25 protein-coding genes are annotated in these 22,734 nt (G+C 45.0%); 18 read left to right on the forward strand and 7 right to left on the reverse strand.

Going from position 1 to position 22,734, the window contains the following annotated elements:
* Positions 1-237 (forward strand): hypothetical protein (locus QXE01_05395; GenBank protein ID MEM4970669.1); only part of this gene is annotated, 237 nt, incomplete at its 5' end.
* Positions 238-253: 16 nt separating this feature from the next.
* Here QXE01_05395 and QXE01_05400 read toward each other — a convergent pair.
* On the reverse strand, positions 254-1,534 hold the full coding sequence (locus QXE01_05400) for a transposase (GenBank protein ID MEM4970670.1): 1,281 nt from the start codon (positions 1,532-1,534) through the stop codon (positions 254-256).
* A 390-nt stretch (positions 1,535-1,924) separates the two neighbouring features.
* On the opposite strand from QXE01_05400, the gene QXE01_05405 reads away from it, so the two are divergent.
* The 4 genes from QXE01_05405 (at position 1,925) to QXE01_05420 (ending at position 5,188) form a co-directional block, all read left to right on the forward strand.
* The gene (locus QXE01_05405; protein MEM4970671.1) at positions 1,925-2,776 is read left to right on the forward strand and encodes a hypothetical protein; all 852 of its coding nucleotides are present in this window, start codon (positions 1,925-1,927) and stop codon (positions 2,774-2,776) included.
* Positions 2,777-2,912: 136 nt separating this feature from the next.
* Complete coding sequence (locus QXE01_05410) at positions 2,913-3,740, forward strand: hypothetical protein (protein MEM4970672.1); 828 nt, start codon at positions 2,913-2,915, stop codon at positions 3,738-3,740.
* A gap of 1,072 nt (positions 3,741-4,812) precedes the next feature.
* Positions 4,813-5,037 carry a VapB-type antitoxin gene (locus tag QXE01_05415; GenBank protein ID MEM4970673.1) on the forward strand — a complete coding sequence of 75 codons (225 nt, stop codon included), beginning with the start codon at positions 4,813-4,815 and terminating at the stop codon, positions 5,035-5,037.
* Positions 5,024-5,188: a type II toxin-antitoxin system VapC family toxin gene (locus QXE01_05420; protein MEM4970674.1), complete on the forward strand. Its 165-nt coding sequence runs from the start codon at positions 5,024-5,026 to the stop codon at positions 5,186-5,188. The genes QXE01_05415 and QXE01_05420 overlap by 14 nt, the downstream gene beginning before the upstream one ends.
* 16 nt (positions 5,189-5,204) lie before the next feature.
* Here QXE01_05420 and QXE01_05425 read toward each other — a convergent pair whose 3' ends face one another.
* Positions 5,205-5,354, reverse strand: coding sequence for a hypothetical protein (locus QXE01_05425; GenBank protein ID MEM4970675.1), 150 nt, complete (start codon positions 5,352-5,354; stop codon positions 5,205-5,207).
* A gap of 103 nt (positions 5,355-5,457) precedes the next feature.
* On the opposite strand from QXE01_05425, the gene QXE01_05430 reads away from it, so the two are divergent.
* Complete coding sequence (locus QXE01_05430; protein ID MEM4970676.1) at positions 5,458-5,673, forward strand: hypothetical protein; 216 nt, start codon at positions 5,458-5,460, stop codon at positions 5,671-5,673.
* Between the two features lie 477 nt (positions 5,674-6,150).
* Here QXE01_05430 and merA read toward each other — a convergent pair whose 3' ends face one another.
* On the reverse strand, positions 6,151-7,635 hold the full coding sequence (merA, locus tag QXE01_05435) for a mercury(II) reductase (protein ID MEM4970677.1): 1,485 nt from the start codon (positions 7,633-7,635) through the stop codon (positions 6,151-6,153).
* Positions 7,636-7,885: 250 nt separating this feature from the next.
* On the opposite strand from merA, the gene QXE01_05440 reads away from it, so the two are divergent.
* The 5 genes from QXE01_05440 to QXE01_05460 all read left to right on the forward strand — a co-directional run bounded on the left by QXE01_05440 (position 7,886) and on the right by QXE01_05460 (position 11,538).
* The gene (locus QXE01_05440; protein MEM4970678.1) at positions 7,886-8,494 is read left to right on the forward strand and encodes a hypothetical protein; all 609 of its coding nucleotides are present in this window, start codon (positions 7,886-7,888) and stop codon (positions 8,492-8,494) included.
* Positions 8,481-9,152 carry a TlpA disulfide reductase family protein gene (locus QXE01_05445; GenBank protein ID MEM4970679.1) on the forward strand — a complete coding sequence of 224 codons (672 nt, stop codon included), beginning with the start codon at positions 8,481-8,483 and terminating at the stop codon, positions 9,150-9,152. The genes QXE01_05440 and QXE01_05445 overlap by 14 nt, the downstream gene beginning before the upstream one ends.
* A 65-nt stretch (positions 9,153-9,217) precedes the next feature.
* Positions 9,218-9,655 carry a hypothetical protein gene (locus tag QXE01_05450; protein MEM4970680.1) on the forward strand — a complete coding sequence of 146 codons (438 nt, stop codon included), beginning with the start codon at positions 9,218-9,220 and terminating at the stop codon, positions 9,653-9,655.
* Between the two features lie 249 nt (positions 9,656-9,904).
* On the forward strand, positions 9,905-10,699 hold the full coding sequence (locus QXE01_05455) for a (2Fe-2S)-binding protein (protein ID MEM4970681.1): 795 nt from the start codon (positions 9,905-9,907) through the stop codon (positions 10,697-10,699).
* A 233-nt stretch (positions 10,700-10,932) separates the two neighbouring features.
* Positions 10,933-11,538: an Lrp/AsnC family transcriptional regulator gene (locus QXE01_05460; protein MEM4970682.1), complete on the forward strand. Its 606-nt coding sequence runs from the start codon at positions 10,933-10,935 to the stop codon at positions 11,536-11,538.
* 7 nt (positions 11,539-11,545) lie between these two features.
* Here QXE01_05460 and QXE01_05465 read toward each other — a convergent pair whose 3' ends face one another.
* The 3 genes from QXE01_05465 to QXE01_05475 all read right to left on the reverse strand — a co-directional run bounded on the left by QXE01_05465 (position 11,546) and on the right by QXE01_05475 (position 12,377).
* Positions 11,546-11,680, reverse strand: a complete 135-nt coding sequence (locus QXE01_05465; GenBank protein ID MEM4970683.1) for a hypothetical protein — start codon at positions 11,678-11,680, stop codon at positions 11,546-11,548.
* Positions 11,681-11,940: 260 nt separating this feature from the next.
* Entirely contained in the window at positions 11,941-12,219 is a 279-nt protein-coding gene (locus QXE01_05470; GenBank protein MEM4970684.1) for a heavy metal-associated domain-containing protein, read from the reverse strand.
* Between the two features lie 8 nt (positions 12,220-12,227).
* Positions 12,228-12,377: a YHS domain-containing protein gene (locus tag QXE01_05475; GenBank protein MEM4970685.1), complete on the reverse strand. Its 150-nt coding sequence runs from the start codon at positions 12,375-12,377 to the stop codon at positions 12,228-12,230.
* A 271-nt stretch (positions 12,378-12,648) separates the two neighbouring features.
* On the opposite strand from QXE01_05475, the gene QXE01_05480 reads away from it, so the two are divergent.
* The 6 genes from QXE01_05480 to QXE01_05505 all read left to right on the forward strand — a co-directional run bounded on the left by QXE01_05480 (position 12,649) and on the right by QXE01_05505 (position 19,842).
* Complete coding sequence (locus QXE01_05480; GenBank protein ID MEM4970686.1) at positions 12,649-13,266, forward strand: methyltransferase; 618 nt, start codon at positions 12,649-12,651, stop codon at positions 13,264-13,266.
* Between the two features lie 53 nt (positions 13,267-13,319).
* On the forward strand, positions 13,320-14,291 hold the full coding sequence (locus tag QXE01_05485; protein ID MEM4970687.1) for an NAD-dependent epimerase/dehydratase family protein: 972 nt from the start codon (positions 13,320-13,322) through the stop codon (positions 14,289-14,291).
* A 63-nt stretch (positions 14,292-14,354) separates the two neighbouring features.
* Entirely contained in the window at positions 14,355-15,725 is a 1,371-nt protein-coding gene (locus QXE01_05490) for an AIR synthase-related protein (protein ID MEM4970688.1), read from the forward strand.
* 164 nt (positions 15,726-15,889) lie between these two features.
* Positions 15,890-16,069, forward strand: a complete 180-nt coding sequence (locus tag QXE01_05495) for a YHS domain-containing protein (GenBank protein MEM4970689.1) — start codon at positions 15,890-15,892, stop codon at positions 16,067-16,069.
* Between the two features lie 46 nt (positions 16,070-16,115).
* Positions 16,116-18,608, forward strand: a complete 2,493-nt coding sequence (locus QXE01_05500) for a copper-translocating P-type ATPase (protein ID MEM4970690.1) — start codon at positions 16,116-16,118, stop codon at positions 18,606-18,608.
* 187 nt (positions 18,609-18,795) lie between these two features.
* Positions 18,796-19,842 carry an Ldh family oxidoreductase gene (locus QXE01_05505; protein MEM4970691.1) on the forward strand — a complete coding sequence of 349 codons (1,047 nt, stop codon included), beginning with the start codon at positions 18,796-18,798 and terminating at the stop codon, positions 19,840-19,842.
* Between the two features lie 385 nt (positions 19,843-20,227).
* On the opposite strand, the gene QXE01_05510 is transcribed toward QXE01_05505, so the two are convergent.
* Positions 20,228-21,418 (reverse strand): mandelate racemase/muconate lactonizing enzyme family protein, encoded by a 1,191-nt coding sequence (locus tag QXE01_05510; GenBank protein ID MEM4970692.1) that lies wholly within the window; start codon positions 21,416-21,418, stop codon positions 20,228-20,230.
* A 263-nt stretch (positions 21,419-21,681) separates the two neighbouring features.
* Here QXE01_05510 and nagA point away from each other — a divergent pair.
* A partial coding sequence (gene nagA / locus QXE01_05515) for an N-acetylglucosamine-6-phosphate deacetylase (GenBank protein ID MEM4970693.1) occupies positions 21,682-22,734 on the forward strand: 1,053 nt, incomplete at its 3' end.

Consider the following 22,734-nt stretch of genomic DNA (forward strand, 5'->3'; position numbering starts at 1 on the left):
TCAATGGTGGTAGCCGGCCTAGGAGCTTCTGGCATAGCTAGATTCGATACAAAAGATCCTAACGCGATAACACCGATGATCATGACCACACTACTCCCCGAATCGCTTGTTGTAGCCCTAGCCCTCGCCGTGTGGGCCGCGGCTCTATCAACACTCGACTCGATCCTCCTAACACTAGCATCTATAATAGACATTGATATCATGGGGAGGGGTGATCTGACCTCCTCCCCGCCCTGAAGGGTGAGGGTTCCCCCTAGGGCGGGGAGGTTTGGGCTACATCCCAGGCTCTCGCCTGGTTTAGCCTCTCGCCTGGTCTTAGGCGTGTTACCCCTACCCCGTATAGTGCGGGGCTCGGGGTTATGGCCTTCTTTTTAGCTAGTATGTTGAATGCTCCTACGAGGTCTGCGTTGAATGCGATGTTATGCTTGTAGCATTTGAGTAGCCCTCTTGATATTCTCTCGTGATTCTCTATAGTTCTGCATATTGGGCATGTTCTCGAGGTGTTTTCCTCATCAACATGCTCAACCTCTATCCCGTATTCCTCAGCAACATCTCTAAGCCTTCTCAATAGATATCCATAGCTCCATATATGGACGATCTCAAAGTTAACCTTAGAACCCTTATTAGGCTCTTGAGAAGCATATTTCGGATGACCAATAAATATTCTTTTAACACCTTCATTATATAGCCATTCTATTGTGTTCCTCACAGCCCAGTCAATATAGCTTTTGATCTGTTTCCTCCACCTCTTATACATCCTCCCAAGCCTCTTAGAAGACCTAAGACCATATCTATTCAAGGTGCTTTGATAGCTAGAGATCTTATCCCTCCAGTAGAAGCTAATAGCCTTCAAAGGCCTCCCATTAACCAATAAGGCAGACCCATCATCAACATAGACGGCTAAGAGGTTATTGATGCCTATATCAATGCCAGCCTCTTTATCTCCATTAAGCTTAAGTGGGATCCTAAAGCTACTACCCCTGATCACCTTTCTATCAACCTCATATGATACGTATATATACCATTTCTCCTCATCATGGTCGTAGTGTATCTCAGCCCTACCCTGCCTCCCAGCTATATGTATCTTCCCAGAGTATCTAACCCTTATAGATCCAATAGCACCTAAGCCCTTTATCACGATATATCCACCATCAACCCTATATTGATCATTTCTAAGGACACTCCACAATATTCTGATCTTCCCCCTCTTCCTATAACCAGGCGGATTAACCCTTGTTATAAATGGTGGTAGCCTACCCTCCCTCTTAGCCTTCAAAGATGAGAGGAAGCCTCTCCAAGCCTCATCGTTCTTATTCAGAACCTGCTGTGTTGTTGCAGACCCGATTAGCTTCTTATACCTCTCGTAGAACTCCTTATATGTTTGCTTAAGATCTACTCTTTTGGTTTCGAAGAACATTCTCCTCCTAGCATAGTTAACCTCGTTCCAGAGCTTCGAAGATATATCACATAGTTTCCTCAGCCCCTCCTCAGCCACCTCATCTGGCAGTAGTCTCAGCATCACAGCTCTGATCAAGATATCACGCTCGGCCCCTGCGGGCATAGAGATAGGAGTGTTATAGCAGATGGAGTTAGCCCGCCGAGGCCCAAAAGGATTATGGAGCAAAGCTTATAAGCATTTCGCCATCCCCGCCCTAAAGAGGCGAGGCTTTCAGTTGTAATACTATATATTATAAGGAGTTTTGTATATGGCCATCCGCTGGATTATCCAGCAATGGCTGCTCTAGCCATCACCTTGATTCTTTCATTAGCTATATATATGAGAAGCAGATCTACTGGATCAGAGGTACAGGAATGAGTCGGTGGGAAAAGGAGTAATAGTATCATAGCTATTCTAACATGTACTATGGATCGAATATATGGCTTTATAGCCTCCCTAGGATAAAACATCTGGATGTGAGTATATTTGTCTGGAAGAATTGTTATAGGGACTGATGATGGTTTATATGAGCTCAGGGAGGGGAGGATATATAGGATATGTTGTGAGGGATATACTATCTATGATGCTAAGATATATAATGATGAACTCTATATATGTTCCAGCGATGCAGGTGTTCTAAGGATCCTTGGTGATAGGGTTATAAGGGTTATTGATGCACCCTGCTGGAGGCTATACGTATGGAATGATCTATTGGTAGCATCTGTAGAGGGGCCTATGCTATATATCGTTAGAGAGGATAATGCAGAGCTTCTAGCTGATTACAGAGTATATGCTAGCAAGCTAGGCTGGTGGTTTCCCCATGGGCCTCCACATATCACCGATATATCTATTTTTATGGATAGATTTGCGGCATCTGTCGAGGTTGGCAATATACTGGCTGGACATGATCTCTCATCAATGGCTCCCCTAGACTTTAGCCATGATCAACATAACCTGCTATCCCTAGAGAGAAGGCTTCTCATAGCCACTGCTTCAGGAGTATATTACACAGAGGATCTCAATAGCTTTGTATTATCAAGCGGATCTGACGGCTATTTCCACGCACTAGAGTCATGCGGATCAAAGGTTGCTGGACATGTAATGAGTACCGAGCCTCTGAGGATATCCGAGGATCATGGTAGAACATGGATTAAAATAGGGTTGAGGCTCCCGCCACCGACATATGGAACAACAGGGATAGTATGCATCGATGATAGTAAATTAATATATTCAACAACAGAGGTATATGAAATAGATCTAGATAGAGTCGATGCAAAGAAGATCGTAAATACCATCCCAATGACTAGACGAATTACTAAGCTTCCATTTAAAGATTAGAAGCTATTAGTGTTTGACTCTAAAATTTTAATACGTTAGCTAGGAAACACCTAGGATCTTTGGTATCATAGCTACACCTAGTTATTTTCTAGAAGTTGTTTTGATCAACCTATATATTAGCTCTTGATGTAATGATATGGGGCCCATAGCTGTGGGTAGGAGAAAGGGTAAAAAGTTCATATATTATTTAATAGCATCTATATCTCTAATTATACTTTTAACCCAGTATATATCATTCCAAACCCTATCTGAATTCATAGCTAGAGAGAATACCATTAGACTCCTCGCCTCTAGACCCGATTGCTCCTCACTTCCCAAGAGGGCTTTAATAGCTGATAGCCTGTCTCTAGATTATCCAAATGAGCCCCTTATCCAGAGACTCTCAGATCTTCTCAGGAGGGCTGGATATTCTGTCGATATTAAAAGGGGTGTGGAGGTCACTCCGGAGCTCTATTCGAGGTTAAATGAATATTCAATAGTTATCTTGAGGACACATGGGGGGAAGGCTGATGTGGTTGTTGGGGGTAGGGATATAAGGTTCAACGGTCTTTTCACAGGCCTTGAGTGGAGGGATGAGTATATGGGGTTCAAGCTGAATGGCACCGCCACTAGGGCCTTTCCATATAACTCTACCAAGGCCTATCTAGCTGTGCTCCCGAAGTTCTTCTATGAAAAGCTTGGAGGACTATTCTGCAGGGGTTCCGTTGTTATAGCTGCAAGCTGCTTCTCACTCTATACCAGGGATATTGCAGATGTACTTGCATTGAAGGGACTAACATATTATATAGGATTCGAGAGTGTAGTGAGAGTCGATTATATGGATAAAGCATTAGAGAAGATCCTAAGCCTAGTCCTCACAGAAAACTATACATGGGAAGATGCAGCTAACAAAGTGCTCGAGGAGCTAGGACCAGATCCCGTTGTTGGGGAATATATGAAGGTAATACACTACAGCGGGCCCTAACAATCCCCTATCCCTCGAAAACCATCCCTCTAGACAATAGCTGGCGTCTCTTCGCTTGTTATTTTCTATTAAGGGTAGGATATAGGTTAGGGCTATCTTGAATGAGTAGAGGACAAGTACATAGTTGGGCGATGAAACCTGTCTAAGCGTTTCCCCTCTCACGATACTTCTAGTTATTTTTCCCTAGCTTTACTTCTGTGATTAGAGCTAGCCCTCTATGCGGATTCAATAGCTTCTCCTACACCTTATGGGACTCCTAAATGTGGAGAGGTATCTCAAACCCAATATTAATAACTCCGATCACACCTCTATCCATGATTAAACCATTGCCTAGTCTTTCCAGTCTTAGCTATATCCTTATTACTTTTACCTCTCTACCCCTTTCAACACTATGTGAATCGCAGAGGGCATATTAATCTTAATAGGCTTCCTGTCAAACAGATCTCTAGAGGAGGAGTAGGCTTCGGATTCCTTAACAATATGTTAGGTTTACTGTTCAATATCTCTCCAAATTTTGAGACGCACCACTGGTGGATCCTATGCCTCAGATTCTTACCAGCTTTGTTAGCTATTCTATTCTTATCCTTATGAGCGTTTCCAATAACTACGAATGCGTTATATCTTCTAGCGATCTCCTCGATAATCCCGGCGGTTTTATATATGATGTCCTCTTTCCTCTCTCTCAGAGCTTTTAAGTGCTTTCCTAACCTATCTATCCCTACTAGTAGATCTACCCATAGTTATCCTTATTCCTCTTCTGAGTATGCTATAGCTATTTTACCAATACTAGCCTCGATTCTATAGATTTCATGTAGCTTTCTATTAATTAAAACGGCTAGAGTAATGTTATTCTCATTGACATCTGCTGTAACAACGTTATCTGGATCATACTATATCTTGAACTCTTTTGTTGGAGGTAGATATATATGATAGATATATGGATCTTCCAACTAACCAGTTTCAACATCAGCTCGCTAGATGGATTCCAACCACTACAGAGGTATCTATGTAGCTCTCCCTATGCCTCTGGTGTTCATATATCTGTATACGATATATGTATACGGTGGTGTCTATGAGTGTTGTTATTAGTGTTAGAGTTCGTGAGGAGGTTAAGAGATTGTTAGAGGAGAGTGGAATTGATATAGGAGAGGAGGTTAGGAGGTTTTTAGAGGAGCTTGCTTGGAAGGTGAAGATAAGAAGATATATTGAGAAGTGGGATGCTATTCTAGCAAATGTTATACCCAGTGAAAAGGGATTTTCAGAGGCATCGGTGAGGGAGGATCGTGAGAGTCATTGACCCATCTTCATTAATCAAGTACTTCTCCCGTGAGGAGGGGTGGGATAGGGTTAGGGATCTAATGAGAGATGGGGTTATAACCCTAGATCTAGCGGTTAAGGAGGTTGCAAACGCTCTATGGAAAAAAGTTCTGACCTCCTCCCCGCTCTGAAGGGTGAGGGTTCCCCCTAGGGCGGGGAGGTTTGGGCTACATCCCAAGCTCTCGCCTGGTTTAGCCCTGGGCCGGGTCTCCGGCCGGTTACCCCTATCCCCTCTCGGGGACTCGGGGCTATTGTTGCTAGCCCCCATCTATGATCATCCGGGGGCTTGGCTGCCATGCTTAATCGCATCATCATCTAGCTATTGTACTTACATCAAAGATTATAAGCATTAACAACATCCCCGCCCTAAAGAGCGAGGCTTTCAGTTGTAAAGGGAGAGATGGAGTATAAGATAGCAGCTGAGATCCTAAGGGATATCGTTGAGGGCACGTCCTTTCCAGTGGAGAAACATGATGGCTATATCCTCGAAGCATTTAAAATAGCATGTGAGAATAGGATCACAATATATGATTCGCTATTCATAGCCCTAGCAAAGGTGAAGAACCTCGAGATCATGTATCTGAAAAGTCTTGTTCTTTTCAGGATAGGGGGTTAGTAGCTATATATCCTTCCTTTGTGGTGTGGAGGATCAGACTAATAGGGCTTTAACACCTAACTTCCTAGCTATCTCTACCTGCTTTCTATTGCTTGTTAATTATAAATGCCCTTTAGCTACACAGCTGGCTACAAAGCTTATAAGCATCAGATTATAGGGGTTTGATATATATGGCATTTGCATATCTCATAGCACTAAGGGCTGAACATAATTAATATCAACAACCATAAACATATATGAAACTAAAAACAGCAACCTAAGGCTATGATTTAGGTATGATCGTTTGTTTTGGCCTGTTTAGCACCTTCTCCATCCTTATAGACTGGTGATATAAAATAGTTGGCAAACCTCGCCTTTGAAGGCGGGGTTAGATTTTTAAGCCCCCAATCTATTCACTAGTTAGTAGCCCCCATAAAGGGGGGTAACGCCCGAGACCCCAGCAAAACCCCGCCCTTCAGGGCGGGGAAGGGGTCATAGCTATTCAACGCAGCAGGGCATTCTCCCAACGTCTCTTATGAATGCTTGTGCTGCTAGCTTTACTACCTCGTATGCTGTTGGGAATACATGGATTGTTTCTACGAGATCCTCGATTCTATATCTATGTTTGATCATGAGGGAAGCCGCTACTATGAATTCCGAGGCGTGGGGCGCTAGCACGTGGATCCCTGCTATCGTGTTGCTCCTAGGATCTATAACTATTTTTGCTAGACCATGTTCAACGCCCATTATACCTGATCTGGCTGTTAGCTTGAAGCCCACAACCCTGCATGAGCACATGCCAAGCGACTCTACAAGCCTCTGCTCCGTTGAGCCCACATATGCTACCTCGGGGTCTGTGAATACTACGACAGGTGTTGTCTCATAGTCTATAGATTCCTTAGAGCCAACCGCTATATTCTTAGCCGCGACAGCCCCCTCCTTTGCCGCGAGCGTCTCTAGAAAGGCTGGCTTTGGCGTCCCTGCTACATCGCCCGCAGCATAGATCCTTGGGTTAGATGTTCTCAGATCCATTGAGACCCTTATAAAACCCCTGCTATCTAGATCCACACCAGCTAGTTCCAGCCCCAGCCCCTCTGTATTTGGTCTCCTCCCAGTTGATATGAGCACAGCATCGTATTCCTCCTCAATACTCCCTCTAGGCGATAGGATCTTAGCAACAGCTCTAGACCCTTTTCTGCTGAAACCAGCTACCTTCGACTTTGTATATATCTTCACACCCTCCTCAGAGAGGATCTCTGCTAGGGCCTTAGAGATCTCGGGCTCTACTCCTGGGAGAGGTCTATCTAGGATCTCGACTACATCGACCTCAGAGCCGAGTCTAGAGAATGCCTGGGCAAGCTCTAATCCAATGGCTCCCGAGCCTATAACAAGCATCTTCCCAGGCAGCTCCTCAATGCTCCATATAGTGTCGCTGGTGTGATAGGGTATTTCGCTGAGCCCCTCTATCCTGGGTATCGAGGGGCTAGATCCTGTTGCTACTATGAAGTACTCACCATATATATCTATATCTCCATCTGCTGAGGAGACTAATACTCTGTTGGGCGATTTAAACCTCGCAGAGCCTATATAGAGATCCACGTTGTAATGCTCCAAGAGCTTCTCATACTTCTCCCTCCTCATATCCTCGATAAAGCTTCTAAGGCTCTTAATCACATTTGGGAAATAGATCTTGGGGCTTGGGATCTCAACACCCCTTGCAGAGTAGATCCTATGCAGCTTAGAAACCTTAGCAGTCTCGATTAGATATTTAGATGGTACGCATCCAACATTAACACATGTACCACCGATAGGGCCTCTGGTAACCATTGCAATCCTCTTATCATATCCCATGAGCTCTCGATATTTAACGACTGCGGCGAAGCCAGCAGCACCTCCCCCTATAACCACTAGATCATATTTCTTCTCACCAGCAAAAGATCCCATAGCCGGGGTAGATCCTATGTGTAGATCGCAGCAGCCCATTCTCCCACAATATATCCATATCCTATAATGCTTATTCATATTTAGAGAAATGGTTCATAGATATATTTTCACAAAATGAAAATAGATTTCCCCTCACCTGATATCCATCGTATTAACACCTGCTAGTGATAAGCACATGCCTCCCCAACCAGGGATCTGCATATCTATTTCCACTAGGTGAAAATAATATTCACCTCTATTTTCTCTAAAACATATTATGTATATACTGGTTAAAATCTTGGGGATCTAAATGCTGCTGAGATTCATCAGAACAGTGATCGGGGATTGGAGAATAGGGGTTATAGCGATCTTCTCAGCAATCCTGTTCTCCCTCCTCTACATGATATCTACGGGCATTGTTTCTTTCGTAGAGGTATATGGTGGGTATCTAGGCTCTGGTTTTTATGTGTATGAGGCATATAGAGATCCATATATTATTAACACCATATACCTATTGGTTATTGGAAACATAGTTATAAGTATATCGCCTCTAGCAGCAATCTTCATAGCAGTTAACTCAGCCTTGATAGGCCTCAACATAGGCGCTATTATAAGGGCTGCCACAAACCCTGGGTGTTGTGGCATCAGAGTAGGGAGATCAGCTGGGGTGTTGGCTGGCTCGGTGATCCCAGCATCTCTAGGGATCTTCACATGCTGCGGGGGAGGCCTTTTAATAGCGATGCTAGGCTCCCTAGGCCTCTGGGGAGGCATTGCGCTGCTAAGAACATATGGCATATTTTTCCAGGCAATGGCATCTATAGTTCTCCTTGCAAACCTCATATATCTATATAAGAGGCTGAGCAGGGCTGGCATACCGAGTAATATGAATATGAGGTTGAGGCTAGATGGCAAAGGCTAAGAGCATAAGGGGTGGTGGGAGGGATAGAAAGGGCGGTCGAAGAAGAATAGGGCTCTACATATCTATCATAGTCCTCCTAGCATGCTGCGGCATCCCCCTATTACTCCTAGCCACAGGCATTCTAGGGATCCAGCAGTCTGGGCAGCCTTTAGCGATTCCACCGGCTCAGGTTGCTGGGACATATGATCTCAAAGGCCTTGTGGTCAGAACTATAGATGGCGAGGAGCTATCCTTAGGCGATGCAGGCGGCAAGCCACGGGTATTAGTTGCAGTTGCAACCTGGTGTGGCACCTGCGCAGTAGCCCTTATGAGCGTTAGGGAGGCGGTTAAGCAATTCGGTGACAACATCTCTGTAGTGGTGATAGGTGTGTGGAGCGAGGGGCTTATAAGGGAGCTCTCAAAGCAGTATAGCCTGGCAGGTGCTCCCCAGCCAGATACGCCGGAATCCCTTAAAAGCTTTGTGGAGAGGTTCGGAGACCCTAGATGGAAGATCGTGCTGGACAGCGATGCAAAGATCTTGAAGGCCCTGGGGCTGAGATATATAGACGCGGTTATCGTGCTCGATAGAAACGGGAGAGAGGTATATAGGGCAGAGCCAGGGGGGTATGCGAGGGTAAGCGATATAGCCAGCGCGATAGAGAAGGCGTTGAAGCCGTGAGGGTGTACGAGCTTTTTAAGGCTAGGTTTTTAAATCCCGGTAGATCGAGATTGGTGGCATCAATAGTGTCTATCACTATATACGCGACCCTCTCAAGATCAATAATAATACCTACATACGATCTAGGGTTTGACATATACATAGGTTTTATCCCTATTCCAACGATATACGTGTTAGTTCAACCGATAATCGTTCTATTTATTATCAAGCTGGCAATTATGATAGATCTCCTAGTAGTTATTAACATGGCATCAATACTCACAGCATCATATCACCTGAAAGCCTGGGAACTCGGGATATGTGTGATAGCCCTATCCATACTATCGACTTCTGGATGCTGTGCAGGGCCTCCCCTAATCTTCCTAATAGCTCCCGAGCTATCTAAGCTCCTAGGGTATGGTGTATGGATCTATATGAACATGGTAATAACATCTCTTCTATTAGTGATTATTTTATTAAAGATTAAGTTTATATCGAAATCAGGCCCGGTATATAAAACCTAAATGAAATCTTCTATATTCTGACCTCCTTCCCTTCTTGAAGGACGGGATTTTCAATCGTAATTGCTATTCATTATAAACTAAGTATCTATATTGCTTCATTAATTTCTCACACTTTTCATCGTATCTAAGATATTAGTTAAGCTAACAATAATTATCTTAGGAATTATTTTCTTTCTGAGGTAATTCTATTATTAACAATTACTATATGTAAAATATATTTTTGAATAATACATATGTAGAGGTGAGTGGTTGGAGCTAAGAAGCGTCTTAGGGAGATCTTTTCCTGTATCGGAACTTTTTCTAAAGCTGGCAAAGGAGGGCATTGGAACAAGGGATATATGCCCAGCATGTGGATCTAAAGGGCATATGGTTATGAAGGTTACTGTATCGAATCATGTTGATTCGTCCCTGTGGAGGCTTCTGAGATCCGAGTGGTTTTGGTTTTGCAGCAATCCTAAGTGTTCTATTGTCTATTATAACAATGATCTAGGCGTTTATTTTTTAAGGGATGAAGTAAAAACAAGAGTTTTCCATAAAGAGCCTCCAGGGGATAGGCCTGTATGTTATTGTCTCTCGGTAACTGAGTCCGTGATTAGAGAGGAGATCATGGTTAAGAAATGCTGTGACTCCTTAGAGGATATACAGAAATTCACCAGAGCTGGTACAGGTAGATGGTGCCCAATAACAAATCCAAGTGGGAAATGCTGTAGAGAATATCTAGCAGATCTTATCCATAGCATTTTATCCGAGAAACCGGGAGGATCGGTTGAGAGGAGACTAGAGGAGCTTAGTAGATCTTTTAGGATGGAAGTACCATCAACACCGGTTAGAGGCGGGGCTATCCTACTAGTTGAGGGGATGAGCTGCGAAGGCTGCGCCGTTGCGGTGAGGGCGGCTCTAGAAAATCTGGGTATTCTGGTGAAGAGCGTGGATTGGAAGAGCGGGTTAGTAGAGATCCTTGATATGAAGGGATATGATATAGAGAAGATTAAGGATGCAATCGAGGGTATTGGCTACCGAGTTTCAAGGATCGTTTCTGGGTAATATAAATATCCATCACCGCCCTAAAGGACGACAGGCTTTCAGTTATACTGTCGCTCTATTCTATGGTAGATCAGGTTTGCTCTATTATATTATTGCTTATCTAGCTTATAAAGTGGATCTAGCTGATTATAGGGTTAAAAGCATTAGAGGGGTTAATTACATGTATTTTTGGATCTTCAACATCTGCTTCGCATTCATTATTATTCTTCTATGCCAATGTATTTGGGGGTACTTTGAGGAGGCTGAAGAGGAGGTTAGATGCTGTGGATCTCGAGATCCTGAGGATCCTTGCTAGGGATTGTAATATAGAGATTAACAAGCTGGCTAAGATGATAGGTCTTAGCGTTCCTTCAACGAGGAGGAGGATTAGATATCTAATATCCTCAGGCATTTTGAGGGGTTGTTCAGCAACCATAGATACCGAGGCCCTCGGTGTATATACAGTGGTTATTAAATTCCGTGGTGAGGGTCTTGATGAGATTATTGGGGGTTTAGAGGGCAATAGATCTGTTGAAAGGGTCTACTATTCAAGCAGCAGGGGCGAGGGCTTCGTAATAGCCAGGATTCCCAACGTGCTGGACGCAGAGATCATGGCTGAGGATATGAGGAAGAGGGGAGCAACATCAGTAGAGATCTATATAGTCGATAACATAGCAATTGAAAGGGCTTGGGAGCCAAGTGAAAAGGTCAGAGGAGTTGTAACATATAGATGCAGATTCTGTGGAGCACCCATAGTGGGGAAGCCATATATAGTAAGAAGCGGACACACAATACTTATTTTCACCAATAAAAAGTGCGCTGAAGCATACTTCGCCTTAAAGCATAAAGGAGAGCTGTAGATCTTATTTATTCATTAACCTCCTCAATAAACCTCCTAGGGTCCCTCATAAAGGCCTCTTCACAATGTGGGCAGCCGCAGAAATATATCTCAAGCCCCCCATAAAGGATCTTCCTCGCACTATCTCTAGCCCTCTCAGCCAAACATACGGGGCATACAACAATCTCTCGATATTCCTTAATATATCTCTCAGGATTCTCAAAGAATCTATCTCTACATCCACGGCAGCAGAAAAATATTTTTGATCATTTAGCGTGATCGAGGGAAAGCTATTTTCTATATCCCTCATCTTTAGCATAATTTTCCTCTCATCAGAGCCAACCTCTGAAGGGAGCATTTGCAGACAGGACATATAAGGGATCCCCTAGGCAAAGCCTTAGTCATTCAGCTAACCCCATATAGTTCAAGCCTTTTTAAAAGATATAATTTTATAGTTATGTGGTGTACCCTCAGATGCTTTGAGCAATGCTTTTTCAACCTCTTCCCACGATATGTCTTTATCCGATATTATATAGAGGGTACATGTCCTCGCCCTATAGTCTGCCTTAAAGTCATATATCGAGACTCCCACTAGAGAGGATATTGCTTTTCGAATCCTCTCCACACAGGCGTGGCATGTAACATCGCTTACCGCTATCTCATACCTAATATTGGATTCTCCATATATATCGCAGCAGGACAAGAAGCTCTTCACCCAGCCTTAGATACATATCTCTCTGGATTCCTCTTAAATGCATTCATGCAGTGTTCACAGCAGAAGTAGTATGTCTTACCCCTATACTCCACTCTAAACTCTATATTCTCTGGTACTTCTGCGCCGCATACAGGATCTCTCGGCATTATATCACCAAATATCTATATTCAAATCCCTCATATATGGTTGCTCTATCTTTCAAATATGTTTATTGAGTGCTGGATGAAAGTAGAGCTCTTATATATTTTGCACATGGTAAAAATAAAAGTTAATATATTAACTTATCATGAAAATGATAAGGAAAGGAGTTTGAGACTACTATCCATTGATCTAAGGGGGCGTCTTTTAAAATAATTAGATAGGGAGGTTAGTTGAATGAAAAGCTAGAGTTAATATCTATAGGTGGTGTGCTTCTTGATGGAGGTCTATAGGTGCGAGGATCCTGTGGCTAATGTGTATAGGCCTTCTCATGATACTTTCTTGCTAGCTGATTCCCTAGTTGCAGAGGCAGATCTCCTTAGGAGAGCTCGAATCATTCTAGATCTAGGTACTGGTAGTGGATATATTGCTAAGGTGATTAGCGATCTGTTAAGAGGTCTGGGGGTTTTGGTTGATATTATTGCTATAGATATAAGCCCATGCGCTGTTTTAGTTGCTAAGGAGAATCTCAGGGGAGACAATAATGCCGGGGCTATGGTTATACAGTGTAGCGGTGCCAGCTGTCTGAGGAGCGGGGTCATAGATTTTGTTGCTATAAACCCACCATATCTCCCTGTAGATGAGAGGAGCGATTGGCTTGGCTATTCATGGAGTGGTGGTTATAAGGGGGTCTCCGTAGCTCTCGATCTTCTGAGGGGATTGGCAGAGGTCCTAAGGGATGGGGGTGTTATATATATGGTTCTATCCAGTCTAGGCGATCTAGAGTACTTTGAGGAGGAGGCTAGGAAGCTATGCTATGGGCTAGAGGTTGTGAGGAGGTCTAGGCTATTTTTCGAGGAGCTCGTTGTATATAGGATTAGAAGGGCTATGTGTTAGGTTAACAGTAGATCTATGTATATTATATGCACCTCCATATATAGAGCTATGGGGTGTACAGGCTGAAGATCCTGGTTACAGGGGCTGCTGGATTTATAGGTAGCTTCCTTGTGGAGAGGCTACTCAGCATAGGCTATGGAGTAATAGGAATTGATAACCTATCCACAGGCAGGCTTAAAAACCTTTCTAATGCCATCGGCAACCCGTTGTTTAGGTTTGTTAGGGCTGATCTGCTCGAGCCCTCCACATGGATCAACGATCTCTCTGGTGTAGACGCTGTTTTCCATCTAGCCGCAAACCCCGAGGTTAGGCACTCGGCTAGGGAGCCTCTGGAGCATTACCACCAGAATCTCACAGCAACTATGAATGTGCTTGAGGCCTCGAGGAGAGCTGGTGCCAGGGTGTTTGTGTTTGCATCTAGCAGCACGGTATATGGAGATCCAGAGGCTATCCCAACACCGGAGAGCCACCCTATAAAGCCTATAAGTGTTTATGGTGCTACCAAGGCTGCTGGCGAGATGCTGTGCCAGACATACTCGAGGCTATATGGGATTAAATGCCTTGTGCTTAGATATGCGAACATAGTTGGCCCTAGGCTGGGGCACGGGGTTATATATGATTTTATAATAAAGCTTATAGGTAATAAGGAGTCTCTGGAAATCCTTGGGGATGGTTCTCAGAGGAAGAGCTATCTACATGTTTATGACGCAGTTGAAGCATCGATCGCCGCTTTTAACAAGATCCTCGGCGAGGATCTTAGAGAGGAGGTCTATAACATAGGTAATAGAGACTGGGTCTCGGTGATAGAGATAGCAGATGAGGTGATCAAAGCTATGGGGCTTAGCAATGTTAGATATATATTCAAACCAAGCACCCCAGATGGGAGGGGATGGCCTGGGGATGTTAAGCTAATGCTGCTAGATATATCCAAGATCGAGAGGGCCACTAGTTGGAGGCCCAGCATGTCTAGTAGAGAAGCTGTTAGGAGAACAGCAGAGACCCTGGTTAGAGAGATTATAACCTAGATATCTTATCTCTATATGCTTGAATTGATAGCCTCTGATGCAGCATCATAGGCTGGGGCTGTATTGGCGGATTTAGAGGGTGTGGTTAGAAGGGGTCTCCAGATAGGGCTCTCCAGGGAGGAGATCCTGGGGAAGCTTGTAGATCAGATTATATTTTATAAAAACATCTCGTGGGACGATGCTGTGAAATACGCGGCAACAGTATATGATGAGACCCTTACATCTCTCAAACCATGTGGAGAGGAGTATAGAGATATATTCTGCACCAAGGAGATCGGGGCCTCGGCAGGCTCTGTTGGGATAGGCTCTAGAGGCTCGGGGGACTTTCTATTCCACAGACTCTTGATAGATGTGGCTAGGTGGGGTGGTGATCGAGATTCATCTATAGAGTTCGATGATGCTGGCTGGGTTAGGGTGGGGGATCTATGGGTTGTAGCTGCTGTCGACGGGATCCATAGTAGGCTCTCATACTTCCCCCTGCTAGCTGGCTTCCACGCTGCAAGGGCCGCTGCGAGGGATGTGATGGTGAAGGGTGCTCTCCCAATACTATTCACCGTGGATCTTAGGATCGGCGATGATGGGGATCCAGCATATCTACTAGATCTAGAGGCTGGTGTTGCAGCCGTGTCAAAATATCTTGGGGCACCAATAGTTGGTGGATCTACGCTTAGGATCGGTGGGGATATGGTGATAGGCAGAAGAGTTGTTGGCACAGTTATGTGTGTTGGAATATCGAGGAGGAGGCCTAAGGCTAGGAGGGATGCTAAGCCCGGGGATCTGATCCTTATGACAATGGGTGCTGGAGGTGGTACTATAACCACTACAGCTATATATGGTGGGAAGCCCTCGATCGCTCTGAGGACTATTAACTTCAACACCCTCGCAGCCCTTAAAGAGATCATTAGCAGTGATCTGATGGAGGAGATCCACGCGATGTTCGATGTAACAAATGGAGGGCTTAGAGGAGATCTAAACGAGATCTCAAGGGTAGCTGGGGTGGGATTCACTATAGATATAGATGCCGTGCTAGGCCTGGTCGACAGCGATGTCCTCTCAATGCTGAGGGAGCTAGACATAGATCCCCTGGGGGTCTCGCTCGATAGCATAGTTGTTATAGCTAGAGAGGATGTTATAGAGGAGGTTAGAAAGATGCTCAAAGCAAGGGGGGTTGAGAGCGGTGTGATAGGCAAGGTAATAGATCAGCCGAGGGTTCTATATAGAGATAGGGATGGGGTTGAAAAACCCCTAGAGGTTCTCCACAGAGAATCACCATATACAAGGATAAAGAAGCTAGTGGGGGTGAAGGCTCCAGATGAGTGGAGTAAAATATCAGCCAAGCTGGAGGAGGCATCTAAGAGGGCAGAGGCTTTGAGGGATATGCTCTACGAGTTAGCCTTGAAAAACACATCTCTAACTCCTAACCCCAGAGGATAGGATCCCTAGGATTTGCTAATTAATACATAAAGGCGATAGAGGGGAGCAAGTTCTTAAGTTGTAGAAGCTAGTATTGTGGCTCAACATCAATAGCTATAGATCCTCTGGGATCTAAAACATTTTTAAGTCTTCTAGGGGTTATATAACTGGGTGGTGCATAGCAAATGGCTATAGACCCTGTATGTGGGATGGATGTAGATCCTTCTAAGGCTGTCCATAAAACAGTTTATAAGGGTAAGGTATATTACTTCTGCTCTCCTGCGTGCAAGGCTGAGTTTGAGAAGAATCCAGAGTATTATTTGAAGCACGGACCCCAGGGCATGCCTGGGCATCATAGGCACTAGGCTGCTGAGGAGCTGGGATAGGTATCTACAGCTAGGGGGATCTTATATGGTGAGGGAAGAGGTATATAGGGTTATTGGTATGCACTGCGCAACATGCACAATAACTGTTCAGAGGAGCCTAGCTAAGCTTGGTGTTGAGGCTGAGGTGAGCCTAGCATCTGATGAGGCGAGGGTTAGATATGATCCTTCTAGGGTTAGGCCTAGGGATATAGTTGAGGCGATTAGGAAGGCTGGTTATGATGTGTATAGGGAGGAGCTTATAGCTATTATTAGGAATTTAAATAGCTATGATGATGAGAGGGTCTTGATCCAGGCTTTAGAGGGTGTTGAGGGTGTTATAGAAGTCTATGCAAGCCATATAGATAGATCTGTTAAGGTTGTTTATAACCCACTCCAGATCTCTCAAGAGGGTGTTATAGAGGCGATAAGATCTCTTGGCTATGAGATCAGCGAGGTGAAGCATGAGGCAGAGGTTGAGGATATAGGTCAGAAGATCGCTTCCGAGGAGCTGAGAAAGCTTAGGATATACACCTATATCACCCTACCCCTCTCACTAGCCCTTGCAATCTACTATATGTCAGGATCCCTAGGCTATAGCCCCCCTCTATGGGGCTTGGGACTCTTAAGAGATCTAGCTATAGGTATGCCCCTCTCAACAATAGTCCTTGCGATAGGCTCTCTAAGGTTCCTAAGACCGGCTATAAGATCTTTCATCAATCTATCGCCAGGAATGGATGCCCTCGTGATCTTGGGTACATACTCTGCATATATATTCTCAATAGCATCCTCCCTAGGGCTGGTTAGTAGTGAGCCGTTCTACGAGGCCTCAGCTGTGGTTATGTCCTTCATAATCCTCGGAAGATATCTCGAGGCGAAGCTGAAGGCCAGGACTGGCGAGGCTGTTAAGAAGCTAGCGGAGCTCCAGGCTAGGAGTGCAAGGGTTGTTAGAGACGGCTCCGAGGTAGAGGTCCCCATAGATAGGGTGAGGGTTGGCGATATAGTGGTTGTAAAGCCTGGCGAGAGGATCCCTGTTGATGGTGTTGTTAAGGAGGGCTGGGCATATGTGGATGAATCTATGATGACTGGTGAGCCAACCCCTGTTGAGAAATCGCCTGGAGATGCTGTATTTGCTGGTACAATGCTTCTAAGAGGATCTATAAAGATCTACACCACCAGGGTTGGGAAGGACACAACGCTGGGGCAGATCATAAAGCTTGTGAGGATAGCCCAGAACTCCAAGCCGAGGATCCAGAGGATTGTTGATAGGGTAGCGGGGTTCTTCACATGGGCTGTGATAGCTATAGCTATCACTACATTCACATATTGGTATTTAATCGCAGGCGCCCCCCTCGGGCTAGCCTTTATGTTCGCAGCAGCGGTGCTCGTGATTGCATGCCCCTGCGCCCTTGGACTGGCAACCCCATCGGCGATAGTCACGGGCTTTGGGAAGGGTGCTGAGGCCGGTGTGCTTGTTAGGAGTGCTGAGGTTGTTGATAAGATACCTAGGATAAGAACCATTGTATTCGATAAGACAGGCACTCTAACCATTGGAAGGCCGAGGGTTGTTAAGGTTGTTAGCCTTGTGGAAGGGGTCAGCGGGGATGAGATCCTATTGCTAGCAGCCATAGCTGAGAAGAGGAGCGAGCATCCAATAGCTAGTGCTATAGTTGATGCTGCATCCGAGAAGGGCCTCGGAATAAGGGATCCAGATAGCTTTGAGAATATACCTGGGCAGGGTGTTATAGCATGGATCGGCGGCAAGACCATAGCTGTTGGTAATGAGAAGCTCATGAGAGGCGTTGACGCAGATCTCAATTCCAATGCTAGAAAGGCTGCCCAGGAGATAATGGATATGGGCTATACAGCGGTATATGTAGCTGTAGATGGAAGAGTAGCTGGTGTAATAGGTGTTGGTGATGAGATAAGGCCAGAGGCTCCAGAGGTTATCAGATATCTCCGCGAGAGAGGCTATAGAGTTGTTATGCTGACAGGCGATAAAGAGGCTACTGCAAGGGTTGTCGCATCGAGGCTAGGTATCGATGAGGTTGTTGCGGAGGCCTCGCCAGAGGATAAGGTGGATGTAATCGATAGGATGAGGAGGGAGGGCCTGGGAGTTGCAATGGTTGGCGATGGTATAAACGATGCTGCATCACTCAGCAAAGCTGATCTAGGTATCGCGATGGGAGGGGGTACTGATATAGCCAGGGAGGCGGGGGATGTGATCCTGGTTAAAAACGATCTCAGAGGAGTTATAGATCTATTTAGACTGGTTAGAGCCATCAGAAACAAGATCTATCAAAACCTCTTCTGGGCATTCATATACAACATAGTTTTAATACCGATAGCAGCTGGAGCACTATATAGCACGGGTATCTATCTAAGACCAGAGCTAGCAGGATTTGCAATGGCTATGAGCAGCATCTCAGTAACCCTCTCAGCCCAGACGCTGAGAAGATGGAGATCAATAGCTTTTAAAGAAGCAAAAGCCATGGAAAAGACAGAGATAGCACAGACACCAAGGCTAAGCGCCGCCAGCTAAACTAGTGTTTCTCTTCCCACATATTACTGTGTCAGATCCCTCATATGGGCTTTTCAAGAAATAATCAAGTGTATGAAAAACATAGAGGTAAATATATATCAAATACCTATCTCATAGCCTTGAAAGGGCTTAAACAACCTAGCTACATAAAAAGTTCCAGCTATATATAATCGGTGGTGGATTTAAGATGGCAGTATATGTGGGCGCTGATGAGCTCTATAGATTTGCTCTTAACGCTCTAACAAGGGCTGGTGTTTCGGGGGAGCATGCTTCAATAGTTGCTGATCATCTTGTGAGGGCTAATTTAAGGGGTGTTGATTCCCACGGGATTATAAGGCTTCCATACTATGTGGATGGTATTTTAAGGGGTGAGATAAATCCTAGGCCTATGATTAAGGTTGTTGCTGAGGGATCCTCTTACGCATTGATAGATGGAGATCATGGTTTGGGCCAAGTGGTTGCGTTGAAGGCTACAGAGATAGCTATTGATAAGGCTAGGAGTAGCGGTATAGCATTTGTTGGTGCCAGGAATCTCAGCCATGTTGGCATGCTAGCATATTATGTTGAGAGAATCGCAAGTAACGGGCTTGTTGGTATTGCATCTGCTAATGCAGCACCCAATATAGCGCCGCTAGGGTGTAAGCAGCCCATAACCGGTACGAACCCTCTTGCGATAGGCTTCCCAACAAGATCTAGGCCTCCGGTGATACTTGATATGGCTATGAGTGCAGCAGCTAGAGGTAAGATCCTTGTTGCTGCGAGGAAAGGGGAGAAGATACCAGAGGGCTGGGCTATGAATAGGGAGGGGAGAATCACAACAGATCCCAGGGAGGCGCTCGAAGGGATATTGCTACCCTTCGGAGGATATAAAGGCTTCGGCCTAGCCCTAGCTATAGATATACTCTGCGGCATAGTACTCGGGGCAGGCTATAGTCTTAAACTGAAAAGGGGATGGTTCTCGCAAGGAGGCTTTTCCATAATGGCTATAAAGATAGATATTTTCAGACCGTATAACGAATATCTCGAGGAGATAGAGGAGTATATAGAGAGGGTAAAGTCAACCCCAACCGTGGAAGGCTTTGAAGCCCTCATACCCGGGGAGCCTGAGTACAGAGCATATAGAGAGAGAATTGAGAGGGGTATTCCATTAGATGAGGAGACGTTCAAAGATCTCCAGGATCTAGCAAACAAACTTGGAATAGAACCACCATCAACTTTGAAATTAAGACATTAATATGCCTTTGACCTATATGAGATTTCTAGCCATTACAGCTGAAAGCCTCGCCCTTTAGGGCGGGGATGTTGTTGATACCTATATGCTTGATGCAAGCACTATAGCTAGATGATGATGCAGTTAAGCATGATAACTAAGCCCTCAGATGGCCATAGATGGGGGGCTAACAGCCTTAGCCCCGAGACCCTGGGAGGTGGTAGGGGTAATAGGCTGGAGACCCGGCCCAGGGCTAAACCATGTGAGAGACAATGGTGATCTACTATAGAATTGAAGGGGGAGGAGGTCAGATGCCAATAATCTAGAGGAATCTATAGAGAAGAGAATGATCTAGAGTAGCTATGAATAAATAGAGGCATAGGACATGGTGGGTGAAGAGTTGAGCCTCTCACTCGATATAGCTTCTCCATGTATTTTTAACCACCCAGACAGGCTCCTCTGAATATGGTGCTCTAACCTCGTGGATCCTCATCTCGTTTAGTATGGAGTCGTCAACATCAACTCCAAGTCCTGGTTTTCTTGGGACTAGGTGGTATCCGCTCTCAATCTTAAATGGATCTTTTATAAGTTTTCTCTTCCACTCTGGCCAGAATTCATAGAAGCTCTCCTGGATCAGGAGGTTATTGGTGTTTGCATCAAACTGAATTGTAGCTGCATGCTGTATCGGGCCGAAAGCGTTGTGGGGAGCTAGCTCTGCTGAGTAGACCTCTGCTAGGGCTCTTATCCTTGTAATCCCTGTGAAACCTAGGCAGTTGGTTATATCTGGCTGCAGCACATCCACCAAGCCATCTCTTAGGAGCCTTGCAGCATCCTCTGGAAAGAGGATCCTCTCGCCTAGAGCTATTCTCCTGCTAGTTACCATCCTTATCCTTCTCAGCCCCTCAAGATTCTTCTCTGGGTGGATAGGCTCTTCATAGAATAGTGGGTCGAACTGCTCTAGCTCTCTAATTGCAGAGATCGCTGAGGATACGTTGAATCTTCCGTGGAACTCGATCAATAGATCTACATATCTACCCACAGCCTCCCTAACAGCTCTAACCCTCTCAACAGCTTCATCAAGCCCTTTTCTATCTATTATGTCAAAGTATGGGCCAAACGGGTCGAACTTAAGGGCTTTAAAACCCATTGCAACGGCCTTCTTGGCCTTTTCCGCAAAGCATTCTGGAGAGACACAATCTCTATACCATGCATTTGCATAAACCTTGATCTTATCCCTTGCAAGGCCTCCAAGCAACATGTAGATAGGCATGCCATGCCTCCTACCCAATAGATCGTAGATTGCTATATCAAAAGCGCTATATGCACTAACAGATTCTATGGAGAATGGTAGATAGTATTCATGCTTATACCACTCCCAATAAAGCTTGGGAAGGGCATAGACTTCCCTACCCTTTACAAGCTCTTTGATCTCCTCGAAAGCCTTAACCACCTGGTTAACCCTCCTAGTTGGGATAGCCTCGCCATAGCCGATCTCTCCATCATCACTTAGAACCCTTATGATTAGGGACGCTGAAGCCCACTGATCCGGGCTATCACGGCCACCTAAGATATAGATCTCTAAATCCCTGATCCTATCCAACAACTATCCCAAATAACATTATCTAAGCTAAACTAATATTCTAGCATATTATATCTCAGCACTTTGCAGATGATCACCGTGATATCCATGATAATTTTTCAGCTGATCCTCGGTAGCTCTAACTCTATAGGAGATCAAATATCATGAACGAATCTCCTATATGAATTTCGCTTTATCATATTTGATCCCTATAGTGTTGGTGCTAGGGCTTTCCATGGTTTTCATATTAATTTCTGGTTGATTTTTTATATGTGGATTGCTATATGTATAAGACAATCCTGAAGAGATGTAGGATAGTCAGCTCAGAAGGTGTTATTGAAAATGGATATCTAGTGATTGAGGGCGGTGTCGTTATCGATATGGGGAGGGGGAGCCCAGCTGGGTATCTGGGATCTGAGGTTGATCTAGAGGGTTACACGGTGTTTCCAGGCTTTATAGATACCCATACACATGGGGTTAGAGGGCTGGATGCTACATTAGACAGGGATCCTGGGAAGATCCTTGAGATGGCCAGGCGCTATGTTGAATATGGTGTTACAGGCTTCCTACCAACAACTGTTACAGCTCCACACGAGGTTCTGCTAGAGGCGTGTAGATCTGTTGGGGAGGCTATGGATATGTGGGGAAAAGCTGAGGGAGCAAGGATCTTGGGTATACACTTTGAAGGTCCATATATAAATCCAGAGGCTGCTGGAGCCCAGAATAGGCTATATATACGCTCCCCGGATCTAAGGGAGTTCAGAGATCTTGTTGAATCTTGTAGAGGTGTTGTGAGGCAGATAACAATAGCACCCGAGCTAGAGGGTGCCGAGAGTATTATAGCCTATGCGAGGGAGCATGGTATAGTTGTGAGTGCCGGGCATAGCAATGCAAGCTATGAAGAGGCTTTGAGAGCAATCGAGCTTGGTGTTAGCAAGGCTACACATATATTCAATAGTATGAGGAGATTCCACCATAGAGACCCAGGAATAGCCCTTGCAATGCTCCAATCCCCAAATATATATGTGGAAGTGATAGCAGACTTCATACACCTCCACAGAGCCGTTGTCAAAATGATTATAGACTATATATCCCCAGAAAGAGCTGTTCTAATAACAGATTCCATAGCTGCAACAGGCATGCAAGACGGCATATACGAGCTAGGAGGATTAAAAGTAATAGTTGAGAGGGGGGTATGCAGGCTAGCCAACACAGGCGAGCTAGCTGGGAGCACACTCACAATGAACAGAGCTATAGCCAATATAATATCCTTGGGCTATCCCCCAGAATATGCAGCAAAAATGTCAAGCCTAACACCTGCCAAGAGTATTGGCATA

Source organism: Sulfolobales archaeon, from assembly GCA_038897115.1.
Lineage (GTDB): Archaea > Thermoproteota > Thermoprotei_A > Sulfolobales > AG1 > AG1.

What these genes read in the sequence shown, in the direction of transcription:
- QXE01_05480 (MEM4970686.1), top strand. Translation starts at nt 12,649, where the DNA reads ATGGAGGTCTATAGGTGCGAGGATCCTGTGGCTAATGTGTATAGGCCT.
- QXE01_05505 (MEM4970691.1), top strand. Translation starts at nt 18,796, where the DNA reads ATGGCAGTATATGTGGGCGCTGATGAGCTCTATAGATTTGCTCTTAAC.
- QXE01_05410 (MEM4970672.1), top strand. Translation starts at nt 2,913, where the DNA reads ATGGGGCCCATAGCTGTGGGTAGGAGAAAGGGTAAAAAGTTCATATAT.
- QXE01_05475 (MEM4970685.1), bottom strand. Translation starts at nt 12,377, where the DNA reads ATGCCGAGAGATCCTGTATGCGGCGCAGAAGTACCAGAGAATATAGAG.
- QXE01_05415 (MEM4970673.1), top strand. Translation starts at nt 4,813, where the DNA reads ATGAGTGTTGTTATTAGTGTTAGAGTTCGTGAGGAGGTTAAGAGATTG.
- QXE01_05445 (MEM4970679.1), top strand. Translation starts at nt 8,481, where the DNA reads ATGGCAAAGGCTAAGAGCATAAGGGGTGGTGGGAGGGATAGAAAGGGC.
- QXE01_05440 (MEM4970678.1), top strand. Translation starts at nt 7,886, where the DNA reads ATGCTGCTGAGATTCATCAGAACAGTGATCGGGGATTGGAGAATAGGG.
- QXE01_05425 (MEM4970675.1), bottom strand. Translation starts at nt 5,354, where the DNA reads ATGGCAGCCAAGCCCCCGGATGATCATAGATGGGGGCTAGCAACAATA.
- merA (MEM4970677.1), bottom strand. Translation starts at nt 7,635, where the DNA reads ATGGGCTGCTGCGATCTACACATAGGATCTACCCCGGCTATGGGATCT.
- QXE01_05500 (MEM4970690.1), top strand. Translation starts at nt 16,116, where the DNA reads ATGGTGAGGGAAGAGGTATATAGGGTTATTGGTATGCACTGCGCAACA.
- QXE01_05495 (MEM4970689.1), top strand. Translation starts at nt 15,890, where the DNA reads ATGGCTATAGACCCTGTATGTGGGATGGATGTAGATCCTTCTAAGGCT.
- QXE01_05430 (MEM4970676.1), top strand. Translation starts at nt 5,458, where the DNA reads ATGGAGTATAAGATAGCAGCTGAGATCCTAAGGGATATCGTTGAGGGC.